The organism is Natrinema amylolyticum, from assembly GCF_020515625.1.
Classification (GTDB): Archaea; Halobacteriota; Halobacteria; order Halobacteriales; family Natrialbaceae; genus Natrinema; species Natrinema amylolyticum.
In genome coordinates, this window is the sequence record NZ_JAIWPJ010000002.1 from 733603 (window position 1) to 759121 (window position 25519).

General features: G+C 65.2%; 24 protein-coding genes. 16 read left to right on the plus strand and 8 right to left on the minus strand.

Going from position 1 to position 25519, the window contains the following annotated elements; genetic code table 11:
• Positions 1-75 precede the first annotated feature (75 nt).
• The 6 genes from LDH66_RS13900 (at position 76) to LDH66_RS13925 (ending at position 7926) form a co-directional block, all read left to right on the plus strand.
• Complete coding sequence (locus LDH66_RS13900) at positions 76-2814, plus strand: DNA-directed DNA polymerase (protein ID WP_226481670.1); 2739 nt, start codon at positions 76-78, stop codon at positions 2812-2814.
• Between the two features lie 314 nt (positions 2815-3128).
• The gene (locus tag LDH66_RS13905) at positions 3129-4040 is read left to right on the plus strand and encodes an ABC transporter ATP-binding protein (RefSeq protein WP_226481671.1); all 912 of its coding nucleotides are present in this window, start codon (positions 3129-3131) and stop codon (positions 4038-4040) included.
• Positions 4041-4099: 59 nt separating this feature from the next.
• Positions 4100-5530 carry a Fe-S cluster assembly protein SufB gene (gene sufB / locus LDH66_RS13910; protein WP_226481672.1) on the plus strand — a complete coding sequence of 477 codons (1431 nt, stop codon included), beginning with the start codon at positions 4100-4102 and terminating at the stop codon, positions 5528-5530.
• Position 5531: 1 nt separating this feature from the next.
• Complete coding sequence (gene sufD / locus LDH66_RS13915; RefSeq protein ID WP_226481673.1) at positions 5532-6752, plus strand: Fe-S cluster assembly protein SufD; 1221 nt, start codon at positions 5532-5534, stop codon at positions 6750-6752.
• Between the two features lie 108 nt (positions 6753-6860).
• Entirely contained in the window at positions 6861-7355 is a 495-nt protein-coding gene (locus LDH66_RS13920) for a ferritin-like domain-containing protein (RefSeq protein ID WP_226481674.1), read from the plus strand.
• Positions 7356-7491: 136 nt separating this feature from the next.
• The gene (locus LDH66_RS13925) at positions 7492-7926 is read left to right on the plus strand and encodes a metal-dependent transcriptional regulator (protein WP_222919518.1); all 435 of its coding nucleotides are present in this window, start codon (positions 7492-7494) and stop codon (positions 7924-7926) included.
• A gap of 439 nt (positions 7927-8365) precedes the next feature.
• Here the strand turns inward: LDH66_RS13925 and LDH66_RS13930 are convergent, their stop codons facing one another.
• The 3 genes from LDH66_RS13930 to LDH66_RS13940 form a co-directional block, all read right to left on the minus strand.
• Positions 8366-10198, minus strand: a complete 1833-nt coding sequence (locus tag LDH66_RS13930; RefSeq protein WP_226481675.1) for a phospholipase D-like domain-containing protein — start codon at positions 10196-10198, stop codon at positions 8366-8368.
• 179 nt (positions 10199-10377) lie between these two features.
• The gene (locus LDH66_RS13935) at positions 10378-11721 is read right to left on the minus strand and encodes a HEAT repeat domain-containing protein (RefSeq protein ID WP_226481676.1); all 1344 of its coding nucleotides are present in this window, start codon (positions 11719-11721) and stop codon (positions 10378-10380) included.
• A gap of 66 nt (positions 11722-11787) precedes the next feature.
• Positions 11788-12513, minus strand: a complete 726-nt coding sequence (locus LDH66_RS13940; RefSeq protein WP_226481677.1) for a protein sorting system archaetidylserine synthase — start codon at positions 12511-12513, stop codon at positions 11788-11790.
• A 106-nt stretch (positions 12514-12619) separates the two neighbouring features.
• Here LDH66_RS13940 and LDH66_RS13945 point away from each other — a divergent pair, with 106 nt between their 5' ends.
• Together LDH66_RS13945 and LDH66_RS13950 are read left to right on the plus strand one after the other, a co-directional pair.
• Complete coding sequence (locus tag LDH66_RS13945) at positions 12620-13051, plus strand: cupredoxin domain-containing protein (protein ID WP_226481678.1); 432 nt, start codon at positions 12620-12622, stop codon at positions 13049-13051.
• A 66-nt stretch (positions 13052-13117) separates the two neighbouring features.
• On the plus strand, positions 13118-13423 hold the full coding sequence (locus tag LDH66_RS13950; protein ID WP_226481679.1) for a putative quinol monooxygenase: 306 nt from the start codon (positions 13118-13120) through the stop codon (positions 13421-13423).
• Positions 13424-13562: 139 nt separating this feature from the next.
• On the opposite strand, the gene LDH66_RS13955 is transcribed toward LDH66_RS13950, so the two are convergent.
• From LDH66_RS13955 to LDH66_RS13970, 4 genes are read right to left on the minus strand one after another with little or no spacing between them, the layout of a single operon-like run.
• Positions 13563-14201, minus strand: coding sequence for a 30S ribosomal protein S3ae (locus tag LDH66_RS13955; protein WP_226481680.1), 639 nt, complete (start codon positions 14199-14201; stop codon positions 13563-13565).
• Positions 14194-14535 carry a KEOPS complex subunit Pcc1 gene (locus tag LDH66_RS13960; protein WP_226481681.1) on the minus strand — a complete coding sequence of 114 codons (342 nt, stop codon included), beginning with the start codon at positions 14533-14535 and terminating at the stop codon, positions 14194-14196. Before LDH66_RS13960 ends, LDH66_RS13955 begins: the two co-directional genes overlap by 8 nt.
• Complete coding sequence (locus tag LDH66_RS13965) at positions 14532-15773, minus strand: exonuclease (protein WP_226481682.1); 1242 nt, start codon at positions 15771-15773, stop codon at positions 14532-14534. The genes LDH66_RS13960 and LDH66_RS13965 overlap by 4 nt, the downstream gene beginning before the upstream one ends.
• 6 nt (positions 15774-15779) lie before the next feature.
• Complete coding sequence (locus LDH66_RS13970) at positions 15780-16253, minus strand: 30S ribosomal protein S15 (protein ID WP_226481683.1); 474 nt, start codon at positions 16251-16253, stop codon at positions 15780-15782.
• A gap of 333 nt (positions 16254-16586) precedes the next feature.
• Between LDH66_RS13970 and LDH66_RS13975 the strand changes: the two genes are divergently transcribed.
• The 5 genes from LDH66_RS13975 (at position 16587) to LDH66_RS13995 (ending at position 22377) form a co-directional block, all read left to right on the plus strand.
• Positions 16587-17057, plus strand: a complete 471-nt coding sequence (locus tag LDH66_RS13975) for a DUF5793 family protein (RefSeq protein ID WP_226481684.1) — start codon at positions 16587-16589, stop codon at positions 17055-17057.
• Between the two features lie 107 nt (positions 17058-17164).
• Positions 17165-18337 carry an ABC transporter ATP-binding protein gene (locus LDH66_RS13980; protein WP_226481685.1) on the plus strand — a complete coding sequence of 391 codons (1173 nt, stop codon included), beginning with the start codon at positions 17165-17167 and terminating at the stop codon, positions 18335-18337.
• Positions 18338-18471: 134 nt separating this feature from the next.
• Positions 18472-19116 carry a DUF998 domain-containing protein gene (locus tag LDH66_RS13985; RefSeq protein WP_226481686.1) on the plus strand — a complete coding sequence of 215 codons (645 nt, stop codon included), beginning with the start codon at positions 18472-18474 and terminating at the stop codon, positions 19114-19116.
• Positions 19117-19185: 69 nt separating this feature from the next.
• Positions 19186-19464 (plus strand): UPF0058 family protein, encoded by a 279-nt coding sequence (locus tag LDH66_RS13990; RefSeq protein ID WP_006186471.1) that lies wholly within the window; start codon positions 19186-19188, stop codon positions 19462-19464.
• Positions 19465-19512: 48 nt separating this feature from the next.
• The gene (locus tag LDH66_RS13995) at positions 19513-22377 is read left to right on the plus strand and encodes a DUF7527 domain-containing protein (protein ID WP_226481687.1); all 2865 of its coding nucleotides are present in this window, start codon (positions 19513-19515) and stop codon (positions 22375-22377) included.
• A 189-nt stretch (positions 22378-22566) separates the two neighbouring features.
• On the opposite strand, the gene LDH66_RS14000 is transcribed toward LDH66_RS13995, so the two are convergent.
• Positions 22567-22872: a hypothetical protein gene (locus tag LDH66_RS14000; RefSeq protein ID WP_006429686.1), complete on the minus strand. Its 306-nt coding sequence runs from the start codon at positions 22870-22872 to the stop codon at positions 22567-22569.
• 399 nt (positions 22873-23271) lie between these two features.
• Here LDH66_RS14000 and LDH66_RS14005 point away from each other — a divergent pair, with 399 nt between their 5' ends.
• The 3 genes from LDH66_RS14005 (at position 23272) to LDH66_RS14015 (ending at position 25512) form a co-directional block, all read left to right on the plus strand.
• Positions 23272-24636: an adenylosuccinate synthase gene (locus tag LDH66_RS14005; RefSeq protein WP_226481688.1), complete on the plus strand. Its 1365-nt coding sequence runs from the start codon at positions 23272-23274 to the stop codon at positions 24634-24636.
• A gap of 77 nt (positions 24637-24713) precedes the next feature.
• Positions 24714-24908, plus strand: coding sequence for a methytransferase partner Trm112 (locus tag LDH66_RS14010; RefSeq protein WP_226481689.1), 195 nt, complete (start codon positions 24714-24716; stop codon positions 24906-24908).
• 13 nt (positions 24909-24921) lie between these two features.
• The gene (locus LDH66_RS14015; RefSeq protein ID WP_226481690.1) at positions 24922-25512 is read left to right on the plus strand and encodes a DUF7524 family protein; all 591 of its coding nucleotides are present in this window, start codon (positions 24922-24924) and stop codon (positions 25510-25512) included.
• Positions 25513-25519: the final 7 nt, after the last annotated feature.

Sequence of the window (25519 nt, forward strand, 5' to 3'; positions counted from 1 at the left end):
GCGACGGACTCCCACAGGGGTATCGGAGGCGGGGATTGCAGGGGTTTTTATCCGCCGACTGCAAATCTCGGTATCATGACTGAGGCGGGCCAGACCGGACTCGCGGAGTTCGGCGGCGACTCCGAGGAGACCGACGACCGGCCGGACGAAGAGGCGGTTGCCATCGCCGGCAACGGCGGGTCCGACGCTGCGGAGGTGATCGACGTCGTCGAGGAGACCCTCCCCGAACCCGAGGGCGACCTCGAACTCGCCGTGATGCAGGTCGACTACACGATCGCCGGCTACGGCGACGAGGAACGACCGATCATGCACGTTTTCGGGCGCACGCCCGAGGGCGAACTCGAGCACGTGCAGGTCGTCGGCTTCAAACCGTACTTCTACGCGCCGACGGAGACGCTCGAGCGGCCGCCCGAAGAGCAGTACGACCGGTTGACCGGCAGTCGAGAGTACGGCGAGGACGGCGAACCCTACGAGAGCATTCGCGGCGAGAAACTCACCAAGATCTTCGGCCAGACGCCGCGAGACGTCGGGCAGATCCGTGACGACTTCGAGCACTACGAGGCCGACATCCTGTTCCCCAACCGGTTTCTGATCGACAAGGACGTCCGGAGCGGTATCCGGGTGCCGAAACGGCGCGCCGACGACGACTCGCTGGTCGTCCCCCACGACGAGGTCGAGGCGACCGACGTGCAGGCCGACCCGCGGATCAACACGTTCGACATTGAGGTCGACGACCGCTCGGGATTCCCCGAGGACGGCGAGGAACCGATCGTCTGCCTCACCAGCCACGACTCCTACCGGGACGAGTACCTCATGTGGCTCTACGAGGCCCCGATCGGCGACGGCGAGATTCCGACCGAGATCACGGAGTACGAGCCGATCGAGAACGAGATCGACCACGAAGTACGATGCTTCGAGGAGGAAGAAGCCATGCTCGAGGCCTTCATCGAGTACGTCGAGACCACCGATCCCGACGTGCTCACGGGTTGGAACTTCGAGGACTTCGACGCGCCGTACTTCCTCGACCGTCTCGAGGAACTCGCGGGGCCCCACCACGAGTACGACCTCTCGATCGACCGGCTCTCGCGGGTCGACGAGGTCTGGCGCAGCAACTGGGGCGGTCCCGACATCAAGGGACGGATCGTCTTCGACCTGCTGTACGGCTACCAGCGGATGGTCTTCTCCGAACTGGACTCCTACCGGCTCGACGCCGTCGGGGAGGAAGAGCTGGGCGTCGGCAAGGAACGGTACGCCGGCGACATCGGCGACCTCTGGGAGGGCGATCCCACCCAGTTGCTCGAGTATAACTTGCGGGACGTCGAGCTCTGCGTCGAACTCGACCGCCAGCAGGAGATCATCGCGTTCTGGGACGAAGTGCGGTCGTTCGTCGGCTGCAAACTCGAGGACGCGCCGACGCCGGGCGACGCGGTCGACATGTACGTCCTCCACGAGGCCTACGGGCGGTTCGCCCTTCCCTCGAAGGGCCAACAGGAGGCCGGTGAAGAGTACGAGGGCGGAGCGGTGTTCGAGCCGATCACGGGTGTCAAGGAGAACGTCACCGTGCTCGACCTGAAGTCGCTGTACCCGATGTGCATGACGACGATCAACGCCTCGCCGGAGACCAAGGTCGATCCCGACGAGTACGACGGGGAGACCTACGTCGCGCCGATCGGCGACGACGAGATTCACTTCCGCAAGGAACCGGACGGCGTCATGCGCGAGATGATCACCGAACTGCTGGCCGAGCGTGAGGAGAAGAAGGAGCTGCGAAACGAGCACGAACCCGGGAGCCTCGAGTACGAGCAGTACGACCGCCAGCAGGGCGCGGTCAAGGTCATCATGAACTCGCTGTATGGGGTCTCGGGCTGGGAGCAGTTCAGACTCTACGACAAGGAGGCGGCGTCCGCGATCACCGCGACCGGCCGCGAAGTGATCGAGTTCACCGACGCGGCCGCACAGGAGCTGGACTATCAGGTCACGTACGGGGACACGGACAGCGTCATGCTCGAGCTCGGCCCCGACGTCTCGAAAGAGGACGCGCTCGAGCAGTCTTTCGAGATTGAGGAGTACATCAACGGCCGCTACGACGACTTCGCGCGCGACGATCTGAACGCCGAGGAACACCGCTTCCAGATCGAGTTCGAGAAGCTCTATCGACGATTCTTCCAGGCCGGGAAGAAGAAACGCTACGCGGGCCACATCACCTGGAAAGAGGGGAAGGACGTCAACGACGTCGACATCGTCGGCTTCGAGTACCAGCGCTCGGACATCGCGCCGATCACCAAGGAGGTCCAGCACCGAGTCATCGAGATGATCGTCCGCGAGGGCGACATCGAGGGGGCGAAGGAGTATGTCAACGGCGTCATCGAGGACGTGCTGGCCGGCGAGATCTCCCTCGAGAACATCGCGATTCCGGGCGGGATCGGCAAGCGACTGGACAACTACGACACCGATACGGCACAGGTCAGGGGAGCGAAGTACGCCAACCTGCTGCTCGGCACCAACTTCCAGCGCGGGAGCAAACCCAAGCGGCTCTACCTCGACCGCGTCGATCCCTCCTTCTTCGAGCGTCTCGAGGAAGAGGAGGGGTTCGACGCCCGCACCGATCCCCTCTACGGCGCGTTCAAGCGCGATCCGGACGTTATCTGTTTCGAGTACGAGGACCAGATCCCCGAGGAGTTCGCGGTCGACTACGACAAGATGCTCGAGAAGACGCTCCAGGGGCCGATCGAACGAATCCTCGAGGCGCTGGATATCTCGTGGGACGAAGTGAAAAGCGGGCAAGAGCAGAAAGGACTCGACTCGTTCATGTGAGCTGGGCGCCCAGTGGCGCCCGAATTCGTTCGTCGGAACCGGCAATATCGACGACTTCAGCCCCTTTCCTCATCCGTCCCGTCACAGCGACTGGAGCCGTGTAACGGCTCTCCAGTCGGATCTCGCTGGTCACATTCGGTCCTCGTTTGAGAGACAGTTGAACTGAAATAGACGGGCCGTATCGCGGCTCAGTGTCGGATAACCTGAACAGTGGTTTCCGAATCAGAAACTTATTTTGACTCTGAGAGACTGTATCCAATTGGATACGAAACCGTTATCAGTCATACGACCCACTGTTCAGACGACAGAATACTATGGCACGCCTCGAACTAACCAATCTGCATGCGGAAGTGGCGGAGGGCGACGAGACCATCCTCGAGGGCGTCAACCTCGAGGTCCAGTCGGGCGAGATCCACGCCCTGATGGGACCGAACGGCTCCGGGAAGTCGACGACCGCGAAGGTCATCGCCGGCCACCCGGCCTACGAGGTCACCGAGGGCGAGGTCCTCCTCCACTTAGAGGAGGGCGAGTTCGGTGAGGACATCGATATCGACGAGGATCTGCGTACCTGGAACCTCCTCGACCTCGAGCCCAACGAACGCGCCGCGCTCGGCATCTTCCTCGGTTTCCAGTATCCCGCCGAGATCGAGGGCGTCACGATGACGAACTTCCTCCGAACGGCGCTGAACGCCAAGATCGAGGAGCGCGAGGAGCTCTTCGAGGACGAGGAAGAGGAGGCCGACGAAGCGGAGGAAGACGAAGGCTTCGAGAACTCGCCGATGGAAGGCCCCGCGGACGAGGGCGAGGTCGGCGTCGCCGAGTTCCAAGGGATCCTCCAGGAGAAGATGGAGCAGCTGGAGATGGACGAGAAGTTCGCCCAGCGCTACCTCAACGCCGGCTTCTCCGGCGGGGAGAAGAAGCAGAACGAAGTACTGCAGGCCGCCATCCTCGAGCCCTCGATCGCCGTCCTCGACGAGATCGACTCCGGGCTCGACATCGACCGACTGCAGGACGTGTCGAACGGGATCAACGCGCTGCGCGACGAGCAGGGCACCGGGATCCTCCAGATCACCCACTACCAGCGCATCCTCGACTACGTCGAGCCCGATCACGTCCACGTGATGCTCGACGGCCAGATCGCCAAGAGCGGCGGTCCCGAGCTCGCCGAGAAGCTCGAGGACAAGGGGTACGACTGGGTCCGCGAAGAAGTCTACGGCACCGCGTAACCGGATTCAGCTAGAACAACCGTAATAACGCTACAGCCGTAAACACAACTACATCAATCATGAGTTCCGATCAAGACCACCTACAAGAGACAGATACTGAAGCCCGGTTCGAGTTCAAGAAGGAGGAGAACTCCGCCGTCCGATCCGGCAAGGGCCTGACCGAAGAGGTCATCCGAATGATCTCCGACGACAAGGACGAGCCCGACTGGATGCTCGAGCGGCGTCTCCGCGCGCTCGAGCAGTATCACAACATGCCGATGCCGTCCGACTGGCCCGGCATGCCCGACCTCTCCGAACTGGACGTCGAGGAGATCATTCCGTACATCCGACCGGACGTCGACAAGCGCGAAGGCGTCGACGACTGGACGGAGCTGCCCGACGAGATCCAGGACACGTTCGACAAGCTCGGCATCCCGGAAGCGGAGAAGAACGCCCTCTCGGGCGTCGGTGCCCAGTACGAGTCCGAGGTCGTCTACCAGAACATGCAGGAGCAGTGGGAGGAGAAAGGCGTCATCTTCTGTAACATGGATGAGGCCGTCCGCGAACACCCCGAGCTCGTCAAAGAGCACTTCATGACGACCTGCGTGCCGCCGAGCGACAACAAGTTCGCCGCGCTGCACGGGGCCGTCTGGTCCGGTGGGTCGTTCGTCTACGTTCCGGAAGACGTCACCGTCGAGATGCCCGTTCAGGCCTACTTCCGGATGAACTCGGAAGGGATGGGCCAGTTCGAGCACACGCTCATCATCGCCGAGGAAGGGTCGGAAGTCCACTACATCGAGGGCTGTTCCGCACCCAAGTACGGCACCCACAACCTCCACTCCGGCGGTGTCGAAGTCTTCGTCGGCGAAGACGCCCACGTTCAGTACTCGACCGTCCAGAACTGGTCGAAGAACACGTTCAACCTGAACACCAAGCGCGCCATCTGCGAGGAGAACGGCACGATGGAGTGGGTCTCGGGCAGTATGGGCTCGAAAGTGACCATGCTCTACCCGTGTACGATCCTCAAGGGTCGCGGCTCGACTGACACCCACATCACCATCGCCCTGGCGGGCGAGGGCCAGGACATCGACACCGGTGCGAAGGTCTACCACAACGCGCCCGATACGAGTTCGACCATCGAGTCCAAGTCGATCGCCAAGGACGGCGGCCGTACCAACTACCGCGGCCTCGTCCACATCGCCGACGGTGCCGAGGGTTCGAGCACCGCCGTCGAGTGTGACGCGCTGATGTTCGACAACGAGTCCACGTCGGACACCATGCCGTACATGGAAATCGAGGAGTCGAAGGTCGACGTCGCTCACGAGGCGACCGTCGGCAAGATCGGCGACGAGGACATCTTCTACCTCCAGTCGCGCGGACTGGACGACGACGACGCCAAGAAGATGATCGTCGCCGGCTTCATCGAGCCGATCACGGAGGAACTGCCGATCGAGTACGCGGTCGAACTCAACCGCCTCATCGAACTCGAGATGGAGGGGAGCCTCGGATAATATGAGCGCAGGAACACAGGTACACGCCAATCTGACCGAAGAACAGGTACGCGAAATCAGCGGCGACCTCGACGAGCCCGAGTGGCTCCTCGAGACCCGTCTCGAGGCCCTCGAAGCACTCGAGGAGCTCGACATGCCGGACGTCATCCGGACGCCGGGTCGGGACTGGACGAACCTCCACGACCTGGACTTCGAGTCCCTCGTGGACCCGCTGAACGCGGCCGAGGACAAGGACCAGGTTGGTCCTGAGGAGGCCGAGGTCCTATCCTGGAGCGACGCCGTCCAGGAGCACGAGGATCTCCTGAAGGAGCACTTCGGCAGCATCGTCGACCCGAAGGAGAACTACCTGACGGCACTCTCGACCGCCCTCTTCAGTACCGGGACGGTCATCTACGTGCCCGAAGGCGTCGACGCCGAGGACGTCGCCATCCGAACCGAGCAGAACTCCCGCTCGCTGTTCAATTACACGCTCGTCGTCACCGAAGAGTCCTCTTCGGTCACGATCCTCGAGCGCCAATCGACCGGCGCAGAACAGGACGAGCAGTACTACAGCGGCGTCGTCGAAGTCGCCGCCGGCGAGAACAGCTACGTGCAGTACGGCAGCCTCCAGAACCTCTCGGAGGAGGCCTACAACTTCACCGTCAAGCGCGGCGTCACCGACACCTACGCCACGATCGACTGGATCGAGGGCAACCTCGGCACGCAGCTGACCAAGACCGAGGTCTCGACGGAGCTTCGCGGCGACTCTTCGGAGACGCAGATCGTCGGGGCCTTCTACGGCCACAACGATCAGCACTTCGACCTCGATGCGAAGGTCTGGCATCGTGCGGAGCACACGACTGCAGACCTGATCACCCGCGGCGTCATCGACGACATCTCCCGCTCGGTCTACGAGGGCGTCCAGGACGTCGGTGCCGACGCCTGGGACACGAGTTCGTACCAGCGCGAGAATACGCTGATGCTAAGCGACGAGAGCGAGGCTGACGCCTCTCCCCAGCTGATCATCAACAACCACGACACCGAGGCCAGCCACTCCGCGACGGTCGGCCAGATCGACGAGGAGGACCTGTTCTACATGACCTCCCGCGGTGTCGACCCGCGCTCCGCCCGCAACATGCTCGTCGAGGGCTTCTTCGTCCCGGTCCTCGAGGAGATCGACGTCGACGAGCTCCGCGACGATCTCTCGGAGCTGATCGGTGCGCGTCTGCGCCAGCGAGAGTAACCACCGTCGCCCCGATTCGTTTCGATTTGCGTTCTCCCCCTTTCGGCTGCCCGTTTTCACCGCCCGCGCTCCGAGACGACTAAGTAACAGCGGCTCCCTTGTCGAACCATGAGTCTGGGACAGCGTGTCTCGAGCGACCACCAGCTGACCCGATTGCTGCAGATCGGGGTCGTGCTGGAGGAACTCGTCGAGTCACGCGCCGCCCACCACATCGAGTCCCTGCCCCCCGAAGAGCGGGCGGAATTCGACGAGGAGGTGGAAGAGTTGCTCGCGGAGGCCGCGACGGAGTCGGCCGAGCACCGCGAGCGACTCGAGGCGCTGATCGACGATCTCGAGGCGGAAACGGTCGGATACGAGGAGATCAATGCACTGGTCGACGCACAGTACGGTCCCCCGGAGGACACGGACGGTGTCCTCTACGATCAGTTGGCCAACGAGGAGACGGCCTACAAGTTCTACGACGACCTCATCGAAGCGATCGAGGCCTCCGACGCCGAGTTCGCGGTCGACCGCGACCGGCTGCTCGAGACGCTGTACGCCATCCGCGAGGAGGAAAAAGAGGGCGTCGAAGAAGTGACCGAGATCATGGAGCACAGAGCATGATTGGGACGACGAGCGCGCCACGAACGGCGGCCGTCAGCGCCGCTGAGATGCCGTCCGCGACGCGCATCGATCCCCGAGTTCGGTTATACCCACGAACGACTGACGCGACGCGCACTACTACTGACGGAGGGACGCTATGAACACTGCCGATCAATATCTCAAGGCGATCTACCTGGCACAGCGTATCGAGGACGGTCCCGCATCGACCGGGACGCTCGCGGACCTGCTCGAGGTGAGTCCGGCCAGCGTCAACGAGATGATCGGGAAACTCGAGGAGCGCGAACTCGTCGACCACGAGAAGTACAAGGGGGCCAGCCTGACCGACGAGGGGCTCGAACGCGCCCACAATGCCCTCCAGACCTACTGTATCATCGAGCGATTCCTCGCGAACGTCCTCGAGGTCGAGGAGTTTCGCGATGAGGCCCACGCCTTGGAGAGCGTTATCGACGATACGGTCGCGGAGCGCCTCGATACGATCATCGACCGACCCGACCAGTGCCCCGACTGTTTCGACGCCGAGCAGGACTGCTGTGAACTGCTCGAGCTCGAGGCCAGCGGGCGGGCGGACTGAATTCCCCGTTTCTCGCGTCACATCGGAGCGTTTGCGGACTCGGTTTGCGTACTCATTGTGTTCGACCAACGGGGCGGACGGGAAGCCGTGAATCGCTTACTCCATGGTTGCTTCCAGAGCGATCGCCCTCGACGGATCCGCCGCTCATCGGGTCGTGTACCGGAGGCGTTTTATAGTGCGAGAAGAGACGAATGGGTAGACGGCACGGTCAGACAGTTACCTTTCAGCACGCGTGGTTTCCACGGGTGTGTTCACCTGACTGACCTACCCCGTCACTTCAACACTCTCGAGCGGTTGCTATCGCGGTTTCTGGGAGACGTCGACGGAGAGAGACACACTTCCTGCAGCACTACGTCGAGACTGGCCAGTGAACTATATTGGAGGGTACCATCGATGACCGTCCCGCTCTTCGCCGCCGTCACGCCTCTTCAGACGCGCTTCAGGTGTGATCGGCTGCGTCCCGATCGCCGAACCGGACGTATCGTCGGCCGACGATCGCAGCGGCCGCGAGAGCGACGATGACCGCGACACCGAGGCCGACCGGGAACGACTGCGAGCCGCCCGCCCAGTCCGCTTCGAACACGTCGGCGTAGTAGTTCGCGGCCGCCTCGCCGTGGAGCGCGACGAGCACCTCGCGGTTGTTCTCGAGCGAGTTCGAATTCCAGTTCGCACTGCCCACGATCGCCGTTTCCCGATCGATCACCACGCCCTTGGCGTGAATCTTCGCGAACCGATCGGTGTCCTCGACGAGGCGGACCTCGAGCGAGAGGTCCTCCCGATCGGCGATCCGCTCGAGGTCGGCGACCAGCGCCTCGTTTCCGTCGGCGTTGTACCACGTCGAACCGAGCAGGAGTTTGACGTCGACGCCGCGGCGGGCCGCCTCGAGGGTCGACTCGAGCAGCGAGACGTCGGCGGCGACGCTGGGCTGGACGACGAGGATTTCGTCGTCGGCCGCGGCCAGTAGCTCCCGCATCCGGAGGTCGGCGTTGTCCGGTGCGATCAGGAGTTCGGCCGACTCGACGGGCACCGTCGCCGGCTCGTGGTTCGTCGGATACTCGGACCCAGAGTCGGGCGAGACGCCCCGATTCTCGTCCTCGACGAACGAGGCGTTCGCGCGGTATGCCGCCCCGGTCGTCGTGTCCCGCCCCTCGAAGTCGGCTCGGAAAACCGTCGCGAGATCGGCCGCGAGCGCCTCGTTCTCGAGGCGGACGCCCCAGCCGCGGCTGCTCTCGCCGCCGACGCCCGCGGGCTTCCAGTTCTCGGTCGTGACCAGCACGCGGTCGTCGGCGACGGCGTATTTCGGGTGATGATACCGATAGCGCGCGTTCTCGCCGCCGATGACCCGAACATCGACGCCGCCCGCCTCGAGCGTCTCGAGGACGGCCTCGGTCGGTGCCGGCGTGCCGCCGACCGGGCTCGCCTCGAGGAGGACTGCGACGTCGACGCCGCGCTCGGACGCATCAACGAGGGCGGCGGCGATCGCGTCGGAAGTGACGGTGTAGCCCGCCAGCAGCAGGCGGTCGTCGGCGTTTCGGATCGTCTCTCGCGGAACCTCGGGACCGTCGGGGAGGACGAACGCCGTCGCCTCGTCGACCGCAGTACTCGAGACGGGGAGACAGGTCGCGCCAGTGGGCCACCACTGGCCGCCGGTATCGTCGTTGTCGCTGTTCCTTCCGTTGTCGCCATTCGCTCCGTTCTCACCATCGGTAGCCGGGTCCGTCCGATACCATCGCTCCGCCGTCGGTGCGCGGTCGTAGGACACCGAATCGATCCCGGTCGTCGCGTTCCGAAGGCGGAGGTCGTCACCGTCGTTCGCGAGCTGGAGACGGCCCTCGAGTGCGAGGACCGGTCTCTCGGTCATCGTCGCCGCGACGTTCGGCGCGGTACTCAGTGCGACGCGTCCCGAAACCGTCTCGTTCGGGAGGCGTGCCGTCGTGTGGCCGTCGGTGAGCGTGACGTTCTCGAGTCGGGTTTCGGGCGGCGTCTCGAGGACGACGAACTCGCCGCCGTCGCCGTCGGTCGCGGGATTCGGGGCGAGGCCGACGATCCGCGGTTGGGTCGGGACATCACTGCCGGTGTTTCCACTCGTGTCGGCCGCTCGAGGTGGACAGGCGAGGGCGGTCGCGTTGGCGTCCAGGTCGGCAGGTGCTCGAGCGGCGGGCCGATCGGTCACTGCCGTTCCGTTGGCGATCGGAAAGCCCCCGAGCATCGTCGCGCTGACGACGAGACCACAGCCGAACGCGGCGACGAGGACGGCTCGCCGAGTATTCATCGCTCCGTCTGGCCGCCTTTCCGTACTTAAAATATCGGAACCGGTCGGTCGGGCGTTCCGACGATACGGAACGTGTGCTGCACACACTGGAAGCGAGGGATCTCACCCCGTCACCGACCGTATCGCTCTCGTCGTCCGAGCGGAAAATACTCGCGAGAACGGATCCCTGACCGCAATCCTCAGGCCGCGGGCTCGAGATCCACGCTCTCGGCCTCGGCCTGGACGAGGTAGGCGCGGTCGTCGTCGTAGTCGGCGACGATCTCGAGGGCCTCCTGCGTGCCGATGCGGTTGAGCGCCCACGCGGCGCTGGCGCGAACGCGGTCGGCGTCGTCGTTCTCGAGGACGTCCGCGAGCGGCTCGATGGCGCGGGTGTCCCCGATGAGGCCGAGCGCGCGGGCGGCCCAGCTACGGACGTCGGCCTCGTCGGCGACGAGTTGCTGGGCGATCGGTTCAACCGCGTCCGCGGTACCGATTTCGCCGAGTGCCCGGAACGCGGGCTGCTGGAGGTTCGGGTTGGAATCGACGTAATCGACCAGCGTGTCGACGACCTCCTCGTCGTCGACGCCGATTTTGCCGAGGATCCGCATGGCGGCCTGATCGCGGCGGTTGGCCTTCTGGAGCATCGGATCGATGGCCTCCTCTGGGCCCATCCGCTCTAAGGCCTCCATGCAGTGGTCCTCCATGAAATCGGAGTCGAAGGTCTCGAGCGCGAGCAGGATCTGGTCGACGTTGCCCTGCTTCTCGTGGACCTTGAGCGCGTGCCACTCCGGCGGGAAGTCCTTGACGTGGTCGAGCACGTCGTAGTAACCCTCGCGGCGGAGCTGTTCGCGGATCTCGAGGTCCGTCCACTCGGTCGCGTCGTCGATCTCGCTCTGGAGGTCGTCGGTCGCCTCGAGCAGGCCGGCGATGGTCTCGGCGTCGTCGTCCGCGTCGAGGTCGGCGTCCGCGACGGCGTCGGCCGCGTCGTCGAGGGTCGCATCGAGTTGCTCGTCGACCTCGTCACCCTCGTCGACCAGCGCGACGGACGTTCCGAGTAGACCGTTGAGTTCGTCGAGGAAGCCGTCGATCGCCTCGATCAGTTCGGCGTTGCCCTCCTCGGTCCAGCGGGTGCTCGTGATCGTCCCGCTCGCGTCGTCGATCTCGCTCACGACGTCCTCGCCGTAGGGGCCGCGCTGGTCCTCCAGATCGGACTCCAGATCCGAGAGATCGCTCTCTATCTCGTCGTACTCCTCCTGGAGTTCCTCTTCGGGGGCGGGTTCCTCGTCTTCTTCGTCCTCGTCGTCGGTTTCGGGCGGCTCCGGCACCTCGACGCTCTCGAGTTCGGTCCGGAACGACTCGAGATCGGCCTCGACGACGTCCAGGTCGTCTTCGGTCTCGGCGGCCGCGAGGGTCGAGTCGAGCTCCTCGAGGTCGGCTGCCAGGGCCTCGAGTCGCTCACGGACGGCCTCGAGGTCGACGGACTCCGTCTCGTCCGCTTCCTCTTCGGCGGCCGCGTCGTCACCGTTCGCCTCGTCCTCGCTCATGGTCCCACCTCGGGACGACGCCGACGCGTGACAGTGTACATACTCTACGGTCGTGTCAGCACGGCCCTAAGCGTTTCCATGCGCGTCGACCTCGCCGGTTCGTTCGGCGTCGCCCCAGTACAACCAGGGACTGCACGTCATGTACGCCAGGCCGAGCGTCAGGAGGGCGTAGGGAAACGTCCGACCGGCGAAATCGGGAACGAGGATCGCGAGCGCGTGGACGACGCCCATGATCGCGGCGTCTCGAGCCAGCAGATCGGGGTACCGGATCCGCGAGACCATCAGGTAACAGAACGCGCCGGTGACAGCGAGGACGAGCCACGGCTTCGGTTCGCCCGCGAGGATCGCCGCGCCGAGTACCGTCGCGGCCAGCGTCGTCTGGACCCCCTCGGTATGGCTCCCGGCGACATCGTAGGCGGTGTACATTCCCAGGCGAGTGACGGCCATGGCGACGAATAGCGCACAGACCGCCGTCACGAGCAGGAGTTGGGGCGTGATCGATTCGAACCCGATCTCGAGGCCGTCGGTGACGACGACGAACGAGAGGACGGCGGGGGCGACGGCGAAGGAGGCGACGTCGGCGAGCGAGTCGAGATAGGGGCCGGCGTCGGTGCCGCCGTAGCGGCGCGCGAGGATGCCGTCGAGGCCGTCCGCGATCGCCGCCAGGAGGATGAGGCGGGCGGCCAGATCGATGTCGGCGACCGCGACGACGACCGCGACGAACCCCAGAGCGGCGTTAGCGATCGTCACCGCGTCGGCGACGCCCAGCCGACCGACGAACCGGGGAAGCATATGCCCGGATTCGACGGGGAGTTACCTTACGTGTTTTCGTTTCCGCAGGCGGGTTTTCGAGAACTGAACCGAGGCGGTTATACCGCGACTCTGCGTAGGATTCGGTATGCAACGGCGCGCCTGTCTCGCCGCCGTCGGAACAGCCGTCACAGCGAGCTTGGCCGGGTGTTCGTCCGTGCTCAGTGCGTTCGACGACGATCCCTGTCGCGGCGAGGACTGTCACATCGGGATGAGCCGCACCGAGTTCACGCCCGACGTCTACGAGATCGCCGTCGGCGACACGGTCGTCTGGAAGAACACGAGCGAGGCCGACCACACCGTCACGGCCTACGAGGGCATGATTCCGGACGAGGCCGCGTACTTCGCGTCCGGCGGCTACGAGAGCCAGACGGCCGCGTACGAGGCCTGGGAGGATCGCGGCGGCCGACTCGGGACACGCGATACGTTCGAGCATACCTTCGAGGTGCCGGGCACCTATGCGTATTTCTGTATCCCTCACGAAGGTGCCGAGATGGTCGGCGAAATTGTCGTCGAGTAGGTCGTCGGCCGGCTCGACCGCTACGGGGCCAGTTTTATCCCCGGACGGCCGAATGGTTCCGGCGCAATGATCGTCATCCACGCGAGTTTTCCGATCGATCCCGACCGCCGCGAGGAGGGGCTCGAGCTGATCGACGACCTCGTCGCCGAATCACAGCAAGAAGCGGGCGTACTCGACTATCGGGCCGCGACGGACGTCGCCGATCCGAACGTCGTGCGCTTCTTCGAGCAGTACGAGGACGAGGCGGCGTTCGGCGCGCACGCGCAATCGGACCACTTTCAGGAGTTCTCGGCGGCGCTACCGGACCTGCTCGCCGGGGACCCGGACGTCACTCGGTTCGACGTCGAGTCGGCGGAAGACGTCGAACTCTGAACGATCGACCACCGATCGAACGATCTGTCCCCAACTACCGGAGGCTCGTCGCGCTACCGGCTCGTTCGAGCGGGGTCTGTAGTACTAGTACTGCAAAAGAACGAATCGCGTCCAGCGAGAATCGAATCGCCGACTGCGATCAGTCCGCGGAGACGTCCTCTTCGTCGACGTCGACCGCGGTCGCTTCCTCTTCGGCGACTTCCTCGGGGTGGGCCTCGAGAGTTGCCTTCTGGATCTCGACTCGGCGAAGCGGGTAGATCGTCTTGGCCTCGCCGTAAATGCCGGAGGAGAGACGACCTTCGACGACGCTGTCGATGAGTTCCTCGAAGGACCGCTCCTCGGCGGCCTCCTCGATCATCTGGACCATTCGTTCGCGGATGGCCTTCTCCTGGCTCGCGTCGGCCTTCTTGGTCGTAAAGGCGACGGGCTGGATCTGGACGCGGTAGTCGTCCGTCGTGAGGACGGTGACGTAGGCCTCGATCTTCGAGGCACCGCGGCGGACCAGCGAGCGCAGGTAGTCCCGCGTCAGGGAGTGTTCGACGAACTCCGTGTACGCGCTGTCGCTGCCGACGTCGGTGATCTTGAAGGTCAGCTTGGTGTTGTTCTCGCTGGCGTTGTTGTTGAGTTCGCCGAGCGTCGTTTCGAGCGTTCGGCCGTAGACTTTGTCCGGTTCGTCAGCGGGGGTTTCGCCGAGTTCCTGGCGGTCGAACTGCTCGGGTGCCAGAACGGTGTACCACCGCTTTTCCTGTTTCGCACGTGAAACTGATCGTTCACTCATTGTATGTTGTGTCTGAGTCGGTATCGTGATCGGACACAGGTCCCGTGTCCGTCGGTCGGTCGTCCTGTACGGGTCGCGCCTGCGACGCGACGTCGATCGCGACCGCGAGGTTGACGACGTAGTCGTCGACCGTCGACTGCAGGCCAGTGGTCGTCTCGCGGTCGATCCGCGTGACGACCGTCCCTGAGCGGTCGTCGTCGTCGCCGTCGGCTGTGCCGCCAGCGCCGTCGCGCTCGACGGTCGTCGTCATCTCGTCGGTGTTGTCCGGGCTGAGCGCCCGCGCGACGAGCGTTGCGTCCTCGTGGTCCGTCCGAATCGTCGCTCGCCGGCTCATAGCAAGTCCCTCGCTGCAGCGATGATTGTCGAGTCGTCCACGTCAGGGTCGTATCGAAGGTAGCCTCGCCGGTGGCCGACATCGTACTCGATGCCGGTCGCCTCGGAATCCGTCTCTGTCTCCGAGTCCGAGTCTGCGTCCGCGTCCGTCCCCGAACCCTCGAGTTCGCGAGCGACGCCCTCGACGGTCGCACCGAGGGGGTCGGCCTCGCGTGTCGCGATCGCCGCCTCGCCGTCGGAAACGACGAGGACGGCCGGCTCCGGCGACCGGTAGGCCGCTGCGATCGCCGCGACCGCCTCGACAGGGCCGTCGTCGATGCCAACGACGTACAGCCCGTCGTAGCGGCCGGTCGACGCCGCCTCGAGCGCCGCGTGGGCACGGCGGCCGCGCTCACGCCACGCCTCGAGCGCGGGGTCGCGGACGTCGTGTCCCATCGCGAGTGCCGTTCCCGTGCCGGGCTGGGTTCGGGCCAGCGCCTCGAGGACGTCGGCGATGCCACCGAGCGTCGCGAAGGCATGCTCGGGCGTGGCGTACGGTCGGAGTACCCGACCAACCGTCTCTGCGGCGGCGTCGGTCGCCGCCTCGGCACCGACGACATCGAGTGCGACCAGCGAGCCGATCGCGCGACGGTCGTCCGCATCGAGCGTGTCGGGGTCGCTCCCGACGGCGTCCGAAAGTGCCTCGCGCGTCGCGTTGGGGTCGCCCGACCACGGCGCGCGGACTCGCGTCGAATGCGCGAGCCCGTCGACCGGATCAGCGGTCGGCACCGCGACGCCGGGCCGCTGCTCGACGAGGTCGCGTTCGAGCGCGCTCTCGAGAAGCCACTCGGTCTCGCCCGCTCCGGGGTCGCTCCCGCCGGCGACGACGCCGGCGATCGCGAGCACCGGATCCGGCGTCGCACCGAGTTCGCGGACGAGGTCGACGGCCTCGAGGGTCGCCGGTCGGTCGGTCCCCGCGAGTCGGATCGTCTCGTCGGTATCGGCGGCCGCGTCGGCGGTGCCGATGACGACCGTCACGTCGCCCTCGTTCGTCGGTGTACGGGCGCGTTCGGATCGCTCCGCGACCGTCCGTCCGACGGTCACCTGAAACGGCGTCTCGCGGTCGGCAAGCGCCGTCGCGAGGAGGCCGCTCGCAGCGAGCCCGTCGCCGTCAGCGCGGGCGATCAGGCGGACGAAGCCGGCGCTCTCGAGTGCGCTCGTGGCGGACGCCGGCTCGGCGGATCGACCCTCGGTGGACATCTGACGTTACTCGGCGTCTTCGATGAGTTCCTTCGCGAACTCGGGATTGTACGTGAAGTCCGGCTCGAGCTCGTCGCCGCGGTAGTACTTGACCAGGCGACGGACCTTCGCTTCGGTGTTCTGCAGGGCGCGCTTGTTCTGGTAGTCCTGCTGGTTCTGTTGGACGTGCTCGCGCAGGCGCACGGCGCGTTCCATCAGGTTCCAGAGGTCCTCGGGGATGTCCGCTCGCGCGTCGTTCTCCTCGAGGATCTCGGTGATCTTCTTGCCGGTCGCCAGCTTGACGTCCGGGACGGGCGTGCCGGTGACGCCTTCGTCACGCAGCTTCATTCCGATCTGGCTGGGTTCGTGGCCCTGCTCTGCTAGTTCGACGACCCGGTCTTCGATGTCTTCGGGGTCGACGTCGCTCCACTCCGGCGGTTCGTCTGCCGTCGGCTTGTCCGAACCGGACGAGCCGCGACGGCGGGTGTGCATTCGTGCCATTGTTGAGGATAGGAATCGCACTGACCGCTCGTATACTGTCGAACGACAGTATCGGCTCTCTGCACTTCCGCAATCCCAAGCCACCCGAAAGAGAGGGGTGGCGCAGTCAGATTTGCGGCCGTGCGCTTCCCAACTCCACTTCCCGCGTCGGGGACTAAAGGGTTTCTACATTGCCATCGACGCCGCGCGTTCGGACGGCGTTCGCAGAGGTGAGGTGGCTGCTCGAGGAGTCGGACCCGACCGATCGCAACCGTCCGTCCGACGAACTGTCCGTTCGCCGGATTTTTCGTGCGTTACGTTCATACCGCGGGAGTCCGAAGTGACGGGTACGGAATGAGGCGCGAGCACTTCACGTTAGACGTCAACAACATCGACTGGGTCGAAACCGGCGGCGAGCCAGCGAAGCCCTCGGTATCGATCGATTTCACCGGCCCGGCGACCATGCTTCGCGAGCGCCTCACTGGTCCCGACGGAGACGTTCTCGAGGCGAGTGAAACGGACGCGGCCCTTCGCTTGCAGGGACCGCTCGGGGACGACACCACGGGGGTAGTGAGCGTGACCAACCGCGTCACCGGCGAGTTCATCCTCGAACTCAACGAGGACGCCGACGACGTCCTCCAGTTCATCCGAGCGGCGCGGGGCTACGGCGAGGACGCCGCCGACGACGAGGGCCGCTACGAGGTCGTGATCACGCTCGATGGCGACCAGTTCGTCAGCTACGATAAGCGGACGTTTCTCGTCTACGACGACGAGGGAAGCCTGCTCCGCCAACACAGCTTGATCCCCAGCGGCGTCGAGCTGTAACCGTCTCCGTTCGATAGTTTCTCCTACTGACAGAAACGGACCGGCAGCTATAAGTATTTTAGGCCCGCCTAAAGGGAACGTACGCCGGCAGACGCCGGAGTCGATTCATGGCGAACGGAGATCTACTCACCACGACGGTCGAGGACGAAGCCCGGGAACCGACGGCCACGGAGACGGTCCTGGAACTCGACGGAATCGCGAAACGCTTCGGCAGCGAGGACGTCATCGGCGACCTCTCGCTGTCCGTCCGCGACGGTGAGATCCTGACGCTGCTCGGTCCGTCCGGCTGTGGGAAGACCACGACGCTGCGTCTGATCGCCGGCCTCGAGAAGCCCGACGCCGGACGGGTTCGGCTTCAAGCCGAGACCGTCGCCGGTGACGGTCGGTTCGTCCCGCCGGAGGAACGCGGCGTCGGCGTCGTGTTTCAGGACTTCGCGCTCTTTCCCCATCTGACCGCTCACGAGAACGTCGCCTTCGGCCTGCAAGAGTGGGACCAAGCCGATCGGGACGCCCGCGTCGGCGAACTCCTCGAGCTCGTCGGGCTCGCGGACCACGGTGAGGACTACCCGGACGAGCTCTCGGGCGGACAACAACAGCGAATCGCGCTCGCGCGTTCGCTGGCTCCCGAACCGGAGATGCTGTTGCTCGACGAGCCGTTCTCGAACCTCGACGTGGATCTGCGCGTCGAGATGCGCGAGGAGGTCCGACGGATCATCAAGGAGACGGGCGTCACCGCGATTTCCGTCACGCACGATCAGGAGGAGGCGCTGTCGATCTCCGACCGGGTCGCCGTGATGAACGACGGCGATATCGAACAGATCGACACCCCCCAGCAGGTCTTTCAGCAGCCCGAGTCGCGGTTCGTCGCTGGCTTCCTCGGTCACGCCAGTTTCCTCTCGGGCGAGGTCCACGGCGATCACGTCGACACTGCGCTCGGTCGCGTGCTCCGCGACGACGTCCACGGACTGGCCCACCAGTACGACGGGAGCGTCGTCGACCTGCTAGTGCGCCCGGACGACGTAACGGCCGCTCCCGCCGAGGGGTCGGAAGCCGACGGCCGCGTCGTCTACCGACGCTATCTCGGCCCGACGGTCCTCTATCGGGTGGAACTCGACGGCGGCGAAACCATCGAGTGCATGCACAACCACTCCGACCGGATCGACCTTGACGAGCGCGTCGCCGTCCGCGTCACCGCCGACCACGAACTCGCGTGGTTCCCCGCCGACCACCGCGAGGACGCGGATGCGGACGGCGACGCGGTCCCCGCCGGCGCGGACTGAACCGGCGCGGTGGGACCGGATATCCGACTGATCCTCGACTCCCTACTCGTTCAGTCTCGTCGAAAGCAGATCCGTCCTCTTGTTCCCGCAGCCCATACAGTCAAGTTAATCAACACGTCGGCCCTACCGGTTCCATGACCGATGCGAAACGGATCGCGACGTACTGCGGCATCGCCGGTGCGATCGTGTCGTTGGGCGCGATCACGCTCGCGACGATCGTCGCCTCGCCCGAGACGTTCACTTGGCAGGACCGCGCTCTCTCGGACATGGGCCGCTACGGTGCGCCGACCTTTCCGCTCTTCAACGGCGGGCTGATCGTCGGCGGCCTAATGGGGCTGCCCTTCGCCTGGCGGTGCTGGCTCGCGACTCGCAACCTCTTCGAGCGCCTCGGCATCGCCCTCCTCGCGACGGCGGTCGTCGGACAGATCGGCGTCGGGATCTTCTTCCTCGAGCACACAGCGGTCTACCTCGAGACGAGCCTGCACGGGCTCGCGGCGCTGACGGTCTTCGGCGTGGCTCCGTTTGCGGGATGGCTCTACGGCTCCGGGGCAGCGCTGGCCGGCGACGGCCGGCTCGCGGTCGCGTCGTTCTGGCTCGGGAACGTCCATCTCGTCGCCTGGCTGGGGTGGCTGCTGTCGCTCGGCGGCGAGGCAGACACCGGCACCTGGTTCGCCGTCCCCGAATTCGTCGCTGCTGTCGCGTTCGGCGGTTGGATCCTCGTTCTCGCGATCACCTTCCTCCGTCGGAACGACAGCGAACGTGACGTACCGAACCGCTGAGCGCTCCAGTTCCGTTTTGTGACTGTCGGCCACACAACGCTTAAATCGAAACCGTCCCTAACGGGGTGTATGCATAAAGACGAACTCCTCGAGCTCCACGAAGAACTCGTCGTCATCATGGAGTACTTCTCGGACCGCGAGGAGGTCGACGAAACGCTGTTCGACCCCTACCGCCAACTCGACGTCGATCCCTCGCACGTCCACAAGTCGAAGAGCGAACACAAACACGCCGTCTTCGTCCTCGGGAACGCCCTCGCGAGCGCGATGAGCGAAGACGAGTTCTCGAGCGCCGGTCGGATCGGCAAGCGAATGAAGGAACTCGCCGAGGACGCAGAGTCAAAAATATAGACAGTATCTAGGCGAAACGTATTTAGTGTGGTTCTCGCTTGTTGAACTATGGACCCGCGCACGCAAGAGCGCGTCGAGGAGTGGGACTCCCGCCCGTTCAACGGTGGGTTCGATGGTCTCTCCGATCTCGCTGTCGCTGATTTCTCCGGTGCCGTGTCGGCAGTTGGCACGTGGTTATTCATGCTCAACGGCCGTATTATCGGCATCGTCGACGGCGATATCGAAGACTTCGAAACCGCCTCGGGCACGCAGTACGAGGCACCCCACCCGTCGCTTCCCCTGCTCTGTGCAATGGAGGAACGCGGCGGCGAGACGCGAGCGAAATACTACACCAACGAGACGCCGCTCCGGGAGGTCGACGACACCCTCCAGAGCGGCTCGTTCACCGGCTACATCGAACTGAGCGAGAACGTACTTAGCGGCGACTACTACGCCGTTTACTACGGCGGCCGCCGCATGGCCGCCGCCTACATCGGCAACGCCGAACGGCTACTCACCGGCGACGAGGCCTTCGAACGAGCGGCCGACGAAGTCGGCATCTACGAGGTGACGGACGTCGAGATCGACGTCACCGACGTTCCGGGGACGGCCGACGCTGACGGTGACACCGGGCCCGCCGACGAGACGACCGCCGAGCCTGACTCGAGTCCGGCGGCCGGATCCGTCTCCGAGACCGATCCGGCGGCGTCCGCAATCGGTTCGGACGCGTCTGATCGGGACGAGAGCGGGTCTGAACCGGTCGTCGATACGTCGGGTTCGGCGATCGACCCCATCGACGTCTCGAGCACTGAGTCGACCGAGGCCGTGGACGCAGCGGGGGCCGATCCGATCGAGGACGAAGCTGCGGACGACCCGTCGTCGCTGACGGGGGAAATCGATCTGACGGGCGAAGTAACAGGGATCACCACCACCGACGACGCTGCGACGGAGCCGGAATCGACCACGGCCGGAATCACCGATACGGATCCGTCTGTTACTGATTCCGGCTCGGTTTCCGATACCGATCCGCCCGCTGACGATTCCAGCCCGTCTTCCGATACCGATCCGACCCCCGATACCGGTCCGGCCACTGACTCCGATCCCTCTCCGGGGTCGGCCCCGTCCGACGGAGACGTCGACGACCGAGAACGGGACAGTATCGAGCGAGTGCAGCAGGATCGAGCGACCGCTGACGGAACGACCGCACCTGCGACCGACGACGCGCCAGCGCCGTCGACTGATGGCCTCGCCGACGGCGACTCGCCGGCCGACGAGTCCGGCGAGACCGACGTCGAGCCGGGAGCCGGCGACGAGAGCGATGCGACGACCACCGCTTCGAGTTCGGCCGACGGCGGGGCCGAAGTGAGTATCGACGTCACCCCTGCCGACGAACCGGCGACCGAGGCCGAAACCGAGACCGACGCAGATACCGGGGCGGCGTCGGAGTCGAGTCCGAACCTCGCAGAGGTCGAGGCGGCGGCCGAGGAGTTAGAGCGCAACGATATCTCCTGGGTCGACGAGGAGGGAGAAACCGATCCAGCGGACCGGCCGACGGCCGAGGAACCCGCCGCCGAATCCGGGGACGCTCCCGCTGACGGCGAGGAGGGGTATCTCGACGAACAACTCGAGCGCGAGGAGGCGTGGCGGGAGACGCGACGCATTCCGTCGATCGATCCCGACGACAGCGAACCGGCGGCCGAGACGGACTCGAGAGAAGGCGGTCGTCGCACGCGGACGAGTCGATCGTCCCCATCGTCATCGAAGGCCGACGCCGCGACCGCCGCCACATCGGACGGGACGCGGACCGCCTCGAACGACGGGGAACGGCCAGCGGAGTCGACGACGTCGACCGCGGCATCGACCGAGACTCGCGAAGAGCGGTCCCAGACGGAAACCCGCAAACAGAAGGCGGCCGCGGCCCAGTCGGAGTCGTCCGGCGACGGGCAGGCCGCCGAGGAGAAGCGACAACGGATCGACGCGCTCACCGAGAAAATAGAGAAGCTACGGGAGCAACGCGACGCCCTCGCGACGAAGGCCGAGGAACTCGAGGCCGAGCGCGACCGGCTGCGGTCGACGAACGACGAACTGTCCTCGACGGTCGAACGGCTCCAGTCCCGAATCGAAGAGCTCGAGGCGGAACTGGAACGCGAACGGGAGCGGACCGGCGAATCCGACGCCGACGCCGCGGGCTCCGAGGTGAACGCCGGGACTCGGCTCTCGGCCCAGCAGGCGCTCTCGGGGACGAACCTCTTCGTGCGGTACGCTTCGAAGAGTCAACCGACCCTCGAGACGGCCCACGACGGCGACGCCGACCGCAGCGAGGTCGCGTCGAACCTCCAGCTCGAACACCATACCCAGTTCGACTCGGCCGACGCCGCGGTCGACGGGGAGCCGTACGCGGACTTCCTCCCGTCGTCGATGGAGTTCCGGTTCGTCGACTGGCTCACCGCGGTCGTCCTCTACGAGATCCGCGACACCGGTAACGCCAACGGCCTGGCCGACCTCTACGACGCCATTCCTCGCATCGACCGGGCCGAACTCGACGCGACCATCTCGCTCGAGGACGACGACACCGAGGACGTTCCCGATCAGGTGACCTTCGACATCGTCGCGTTCGACAAGATGGGGAACCCGTTAGTCCTCGTCACCCTCAACGACTCCCGGGAGCCGGCCACGAAGGGCATGCTCGAGGGGTTAGAGGAGGCCGCCTCCGCGGTCAAGGCGAACTATCCGGATCTCGCGGCCGCGTTCGCCGTCACCTCGAGTTACTTCGAGCCCGGCGCGCTCGAGGTCGCCGAGCAGGCGACCGCCGGCGGGTTCCTCAGCCGCGGCTCGAAACTGAGTTACGTCAACCTCTCGCGAAAGGACGGCTACCACCTCTGTCTGGTCGAGTCGCGCTCCGACGGGTTCCACATGAACGTGCCGGAGCTGTAGGCCGTCGAACGGGCGACTGATTTTCCGGTTTCGACTCGCGCGAGCGGTTTACACTGCGCCCAACACGTGATCGATAACGACGGCGAAGCGAAGCGCTCGAGGCTCCGAAAACGGCGATAAGATGAGTAGTCGGTGCCGCACCGGCTGTCGATCGCGGGGACGGGCGGCAACGCCCGAACCGGATAGAGACTACCCTTCGATCTCCGCGACGTCTTCGATCTTCATGCCGTCGAGCTTGTCGACGATGTCGTCGATCTTGCCGTCGAGTTCGTCGACGAACTCGGCGGTGCGCTCGGTCTTGATCGCGCCCTGACTCGAGGGCTCGATCAGGTTCTCCTCTTCGAGGACCCGAAGCGAGTAGCGAACCTTGTGGTGGGGGTAGCCCGTCTCGTTGGACATTTTGACGATCCCGATCGGTTCGTTCTCGATGACCATCTTCAGGACCTGGAGATGACGTTCCAGCATATCGACTTCCTTCTCGAGTCTATCTATCATGGCATTTGTTAACTTGTCTTTGGGCCTTTTAAAAGTTACTCTCGGCGACTGAAAGGACCACTCTCAACTAGGTGTTCGTTCCTGTCAGTAGTTAACGTTTCCGATCTCGGACGTTTCCGAGAACCGGTAGTGGTTTCGCGGCCGCCGGTGCGCGCTCCTCAACGCATGGCCACGAAATGGAACGCTAACGGGGCCGATCGCCGCCGGTAGCCGACTGTTCTCGCACTCGGAAACGACGGCCGTCCGCGTCGTGTATCGACCGTTGGAACTACTCCCATATATACTGGTAGCTATCGGATCGCGAGACGTCGGTCGATGGTCCGTCGAACTCGTTCCGTGACCGAGAGCCACCCGTATACCGAAATCTGTTTATCGGCCCGGCAAGAATCCGCCGCTGTTATGACCGTCACTATCGTCGGGTCGCAACTCGGCGACGAAGGCAAGGGTGGGGTCGTCGATCTCTACGGCGACGCCGCCGACGTCGTGGCCCGCTATCAGGGCGGCGACAACGCTGGACATACCGTCGTCCACGACGGTACGAAGTACAAACTGTCGCTGGTGCCGTCGGGAGCCGTCCGAGGGAAGGTCGGCGTCCTCGGCAACGGCTGCGTCGTCAACCCCGAGACGCTGTTCGACGAGATCGATACCCTCCGCGACCGCGGGCTCGAGCCCGACGTTCGCGTCGCCGAGCGCGCACACGTTATTCTCCCCTATCACCGCGCGCTCGACGGCATCGAGGAGGAGGAAAAGGAGGACCTCGCCGCCGGCACGACCAAGCGCGGCATCGGCCCGACCTACGAGGACAAGGCCGGCCGCCGCGGCGTCCGCGTCGGCGACTTACTCGACCCCGATACGCTCCGCGAACGGCTCGAGTACGTCGTCCCTCAGAAGAAGGCCCTCGCCGAGGAGGTATTCGACAAGGAGACCGGCGAGGCGTTCGATATCGACCATCTCTACGAGACCTACCGCGAGTACGGCGAGCGCCTCGCCGAAGAGGAGATGACCGTCGACTGCGGCACCTTCCTCCAGGACCGGATCGACGCCGGGGAGAACGTCATGCTCGAGGGCGCGCAGGGAACCTCCCTCGACATCGACCACGGGGTCTACCCCTACGTCACTTCCTCGAACCCGACCGCGGGCGGCGCGACCGTCGGCACCGGACTCGGGCCGACCGTCATCGGCGACGGCGAGGTCATCGGGATCGTCAAGGCCTACCTCTCGCGGGTGGGGACCGGACCGCTGCCGACCGAACTCGGCGGCGTCGAGGATCAGACGCCCGACTACGACGCGGATCAGGGATCCAGTGAGGACGAAGAGGAGCTCGCGACCTACATTCGCGACGAGGGCGGGGAGTACGGTACCGTCACCGGCCGCCCGCGGCGGGTCGGCTGGCTCGACATGCCGATGCTCCGCCACGCGGCCCGCGCGAACGGCTTCACCGGGCTCGCGGTCAATCACATCGACGTCCTCTCCGGCCTCGACACGGTCGAGGTCGGCCACAGCTACGAGTTCGACGGCGAGGAGATCTTCACGATGCCACCGACCACCGAACAGTGGGGGCGCTGTGAAGCCACGTTCAAATCCTTCGATGGCTGGCCAGAGGTCGACTGGGCCGCGGTCGCCGAGGAGGGCTACGAAGCCATCCCCGAGAACGCGCGCACCTACCTCGAGTACATCAGCGACGAGCTCGACGCCCCCATCTACGCCGTCGGCGTCGGCCCCGGTCGCGGGGAGACCGTCGTCGTCGAGAACCCCTACGAGTAAGCCGCGAGGGGCCGTCGCGGACGACTCGCTCGCGACGTTCCCGAAACCTTTTGCTTCAGGCGGCAAGCCTACGTAGTATGAAGGAGTCGTTGCTGGACATTCTCTGCTGCCCGCTCGACAAACACGAACTGGAACTCGAGGACGCCGAGTACGACGACGAGGAGGTCGTCGGCGGCGAACTCGTCTGTACCGAGTGTGGTGAGGCGTACCCGATCGAAGACGGTATTCCGAACCTGCTGCCGCCGGATATGCGCGAGGAGACGCCGGCGTAAGGTTCCACAGATCATGTCCGGAACCGAGGTCACCGTCCACGTCAACCGCGGGGCCGCCAACGCGCTCGAGGCGGCGAGCGAGACGCTCGAGACCAGCGAGTCGTTCGGGGTCCTGTTACACGGCCACGAGACGCCCGCGCACGTTCACTGCCGTCTCGACGATGACCTCGACCGGATCGCATCGCTCAGTGAGACCAACTACTACATCGAACCGGATACCGTGACCGCAGTCCCGGTCGCCGTCAATGCCGACGTCATCGACCGACCCGTCGACGGCCGTCTCGAGGTGCTGGCCGGCTACGGCTCCGAATCGGTCACGATCGACGTCACCGTCATTCCCGGGCCGCCGGACGTCGACGTCGACGAATCGCTCGCCGAACCCGCTCGACCGGAGCCCGACCCGACGGCGCTCGAGCGCGCTATCGATCGCTTCACCGCCCTGAGTGGACTCGAGCCGGCGACGCTCGTCGTGCTCGCGCTCGGCGCGGTCGCGGTCAGCGTCGCGGCGCTGACGGCGGCGACGATCGGTGGCCCCGTCGCCACGGCCGGGATGGGTATCGTCGTCGCCGGCGTTCTCGTGGCGCTGCTCTTGTTGCTCCAGTAGCACCGCT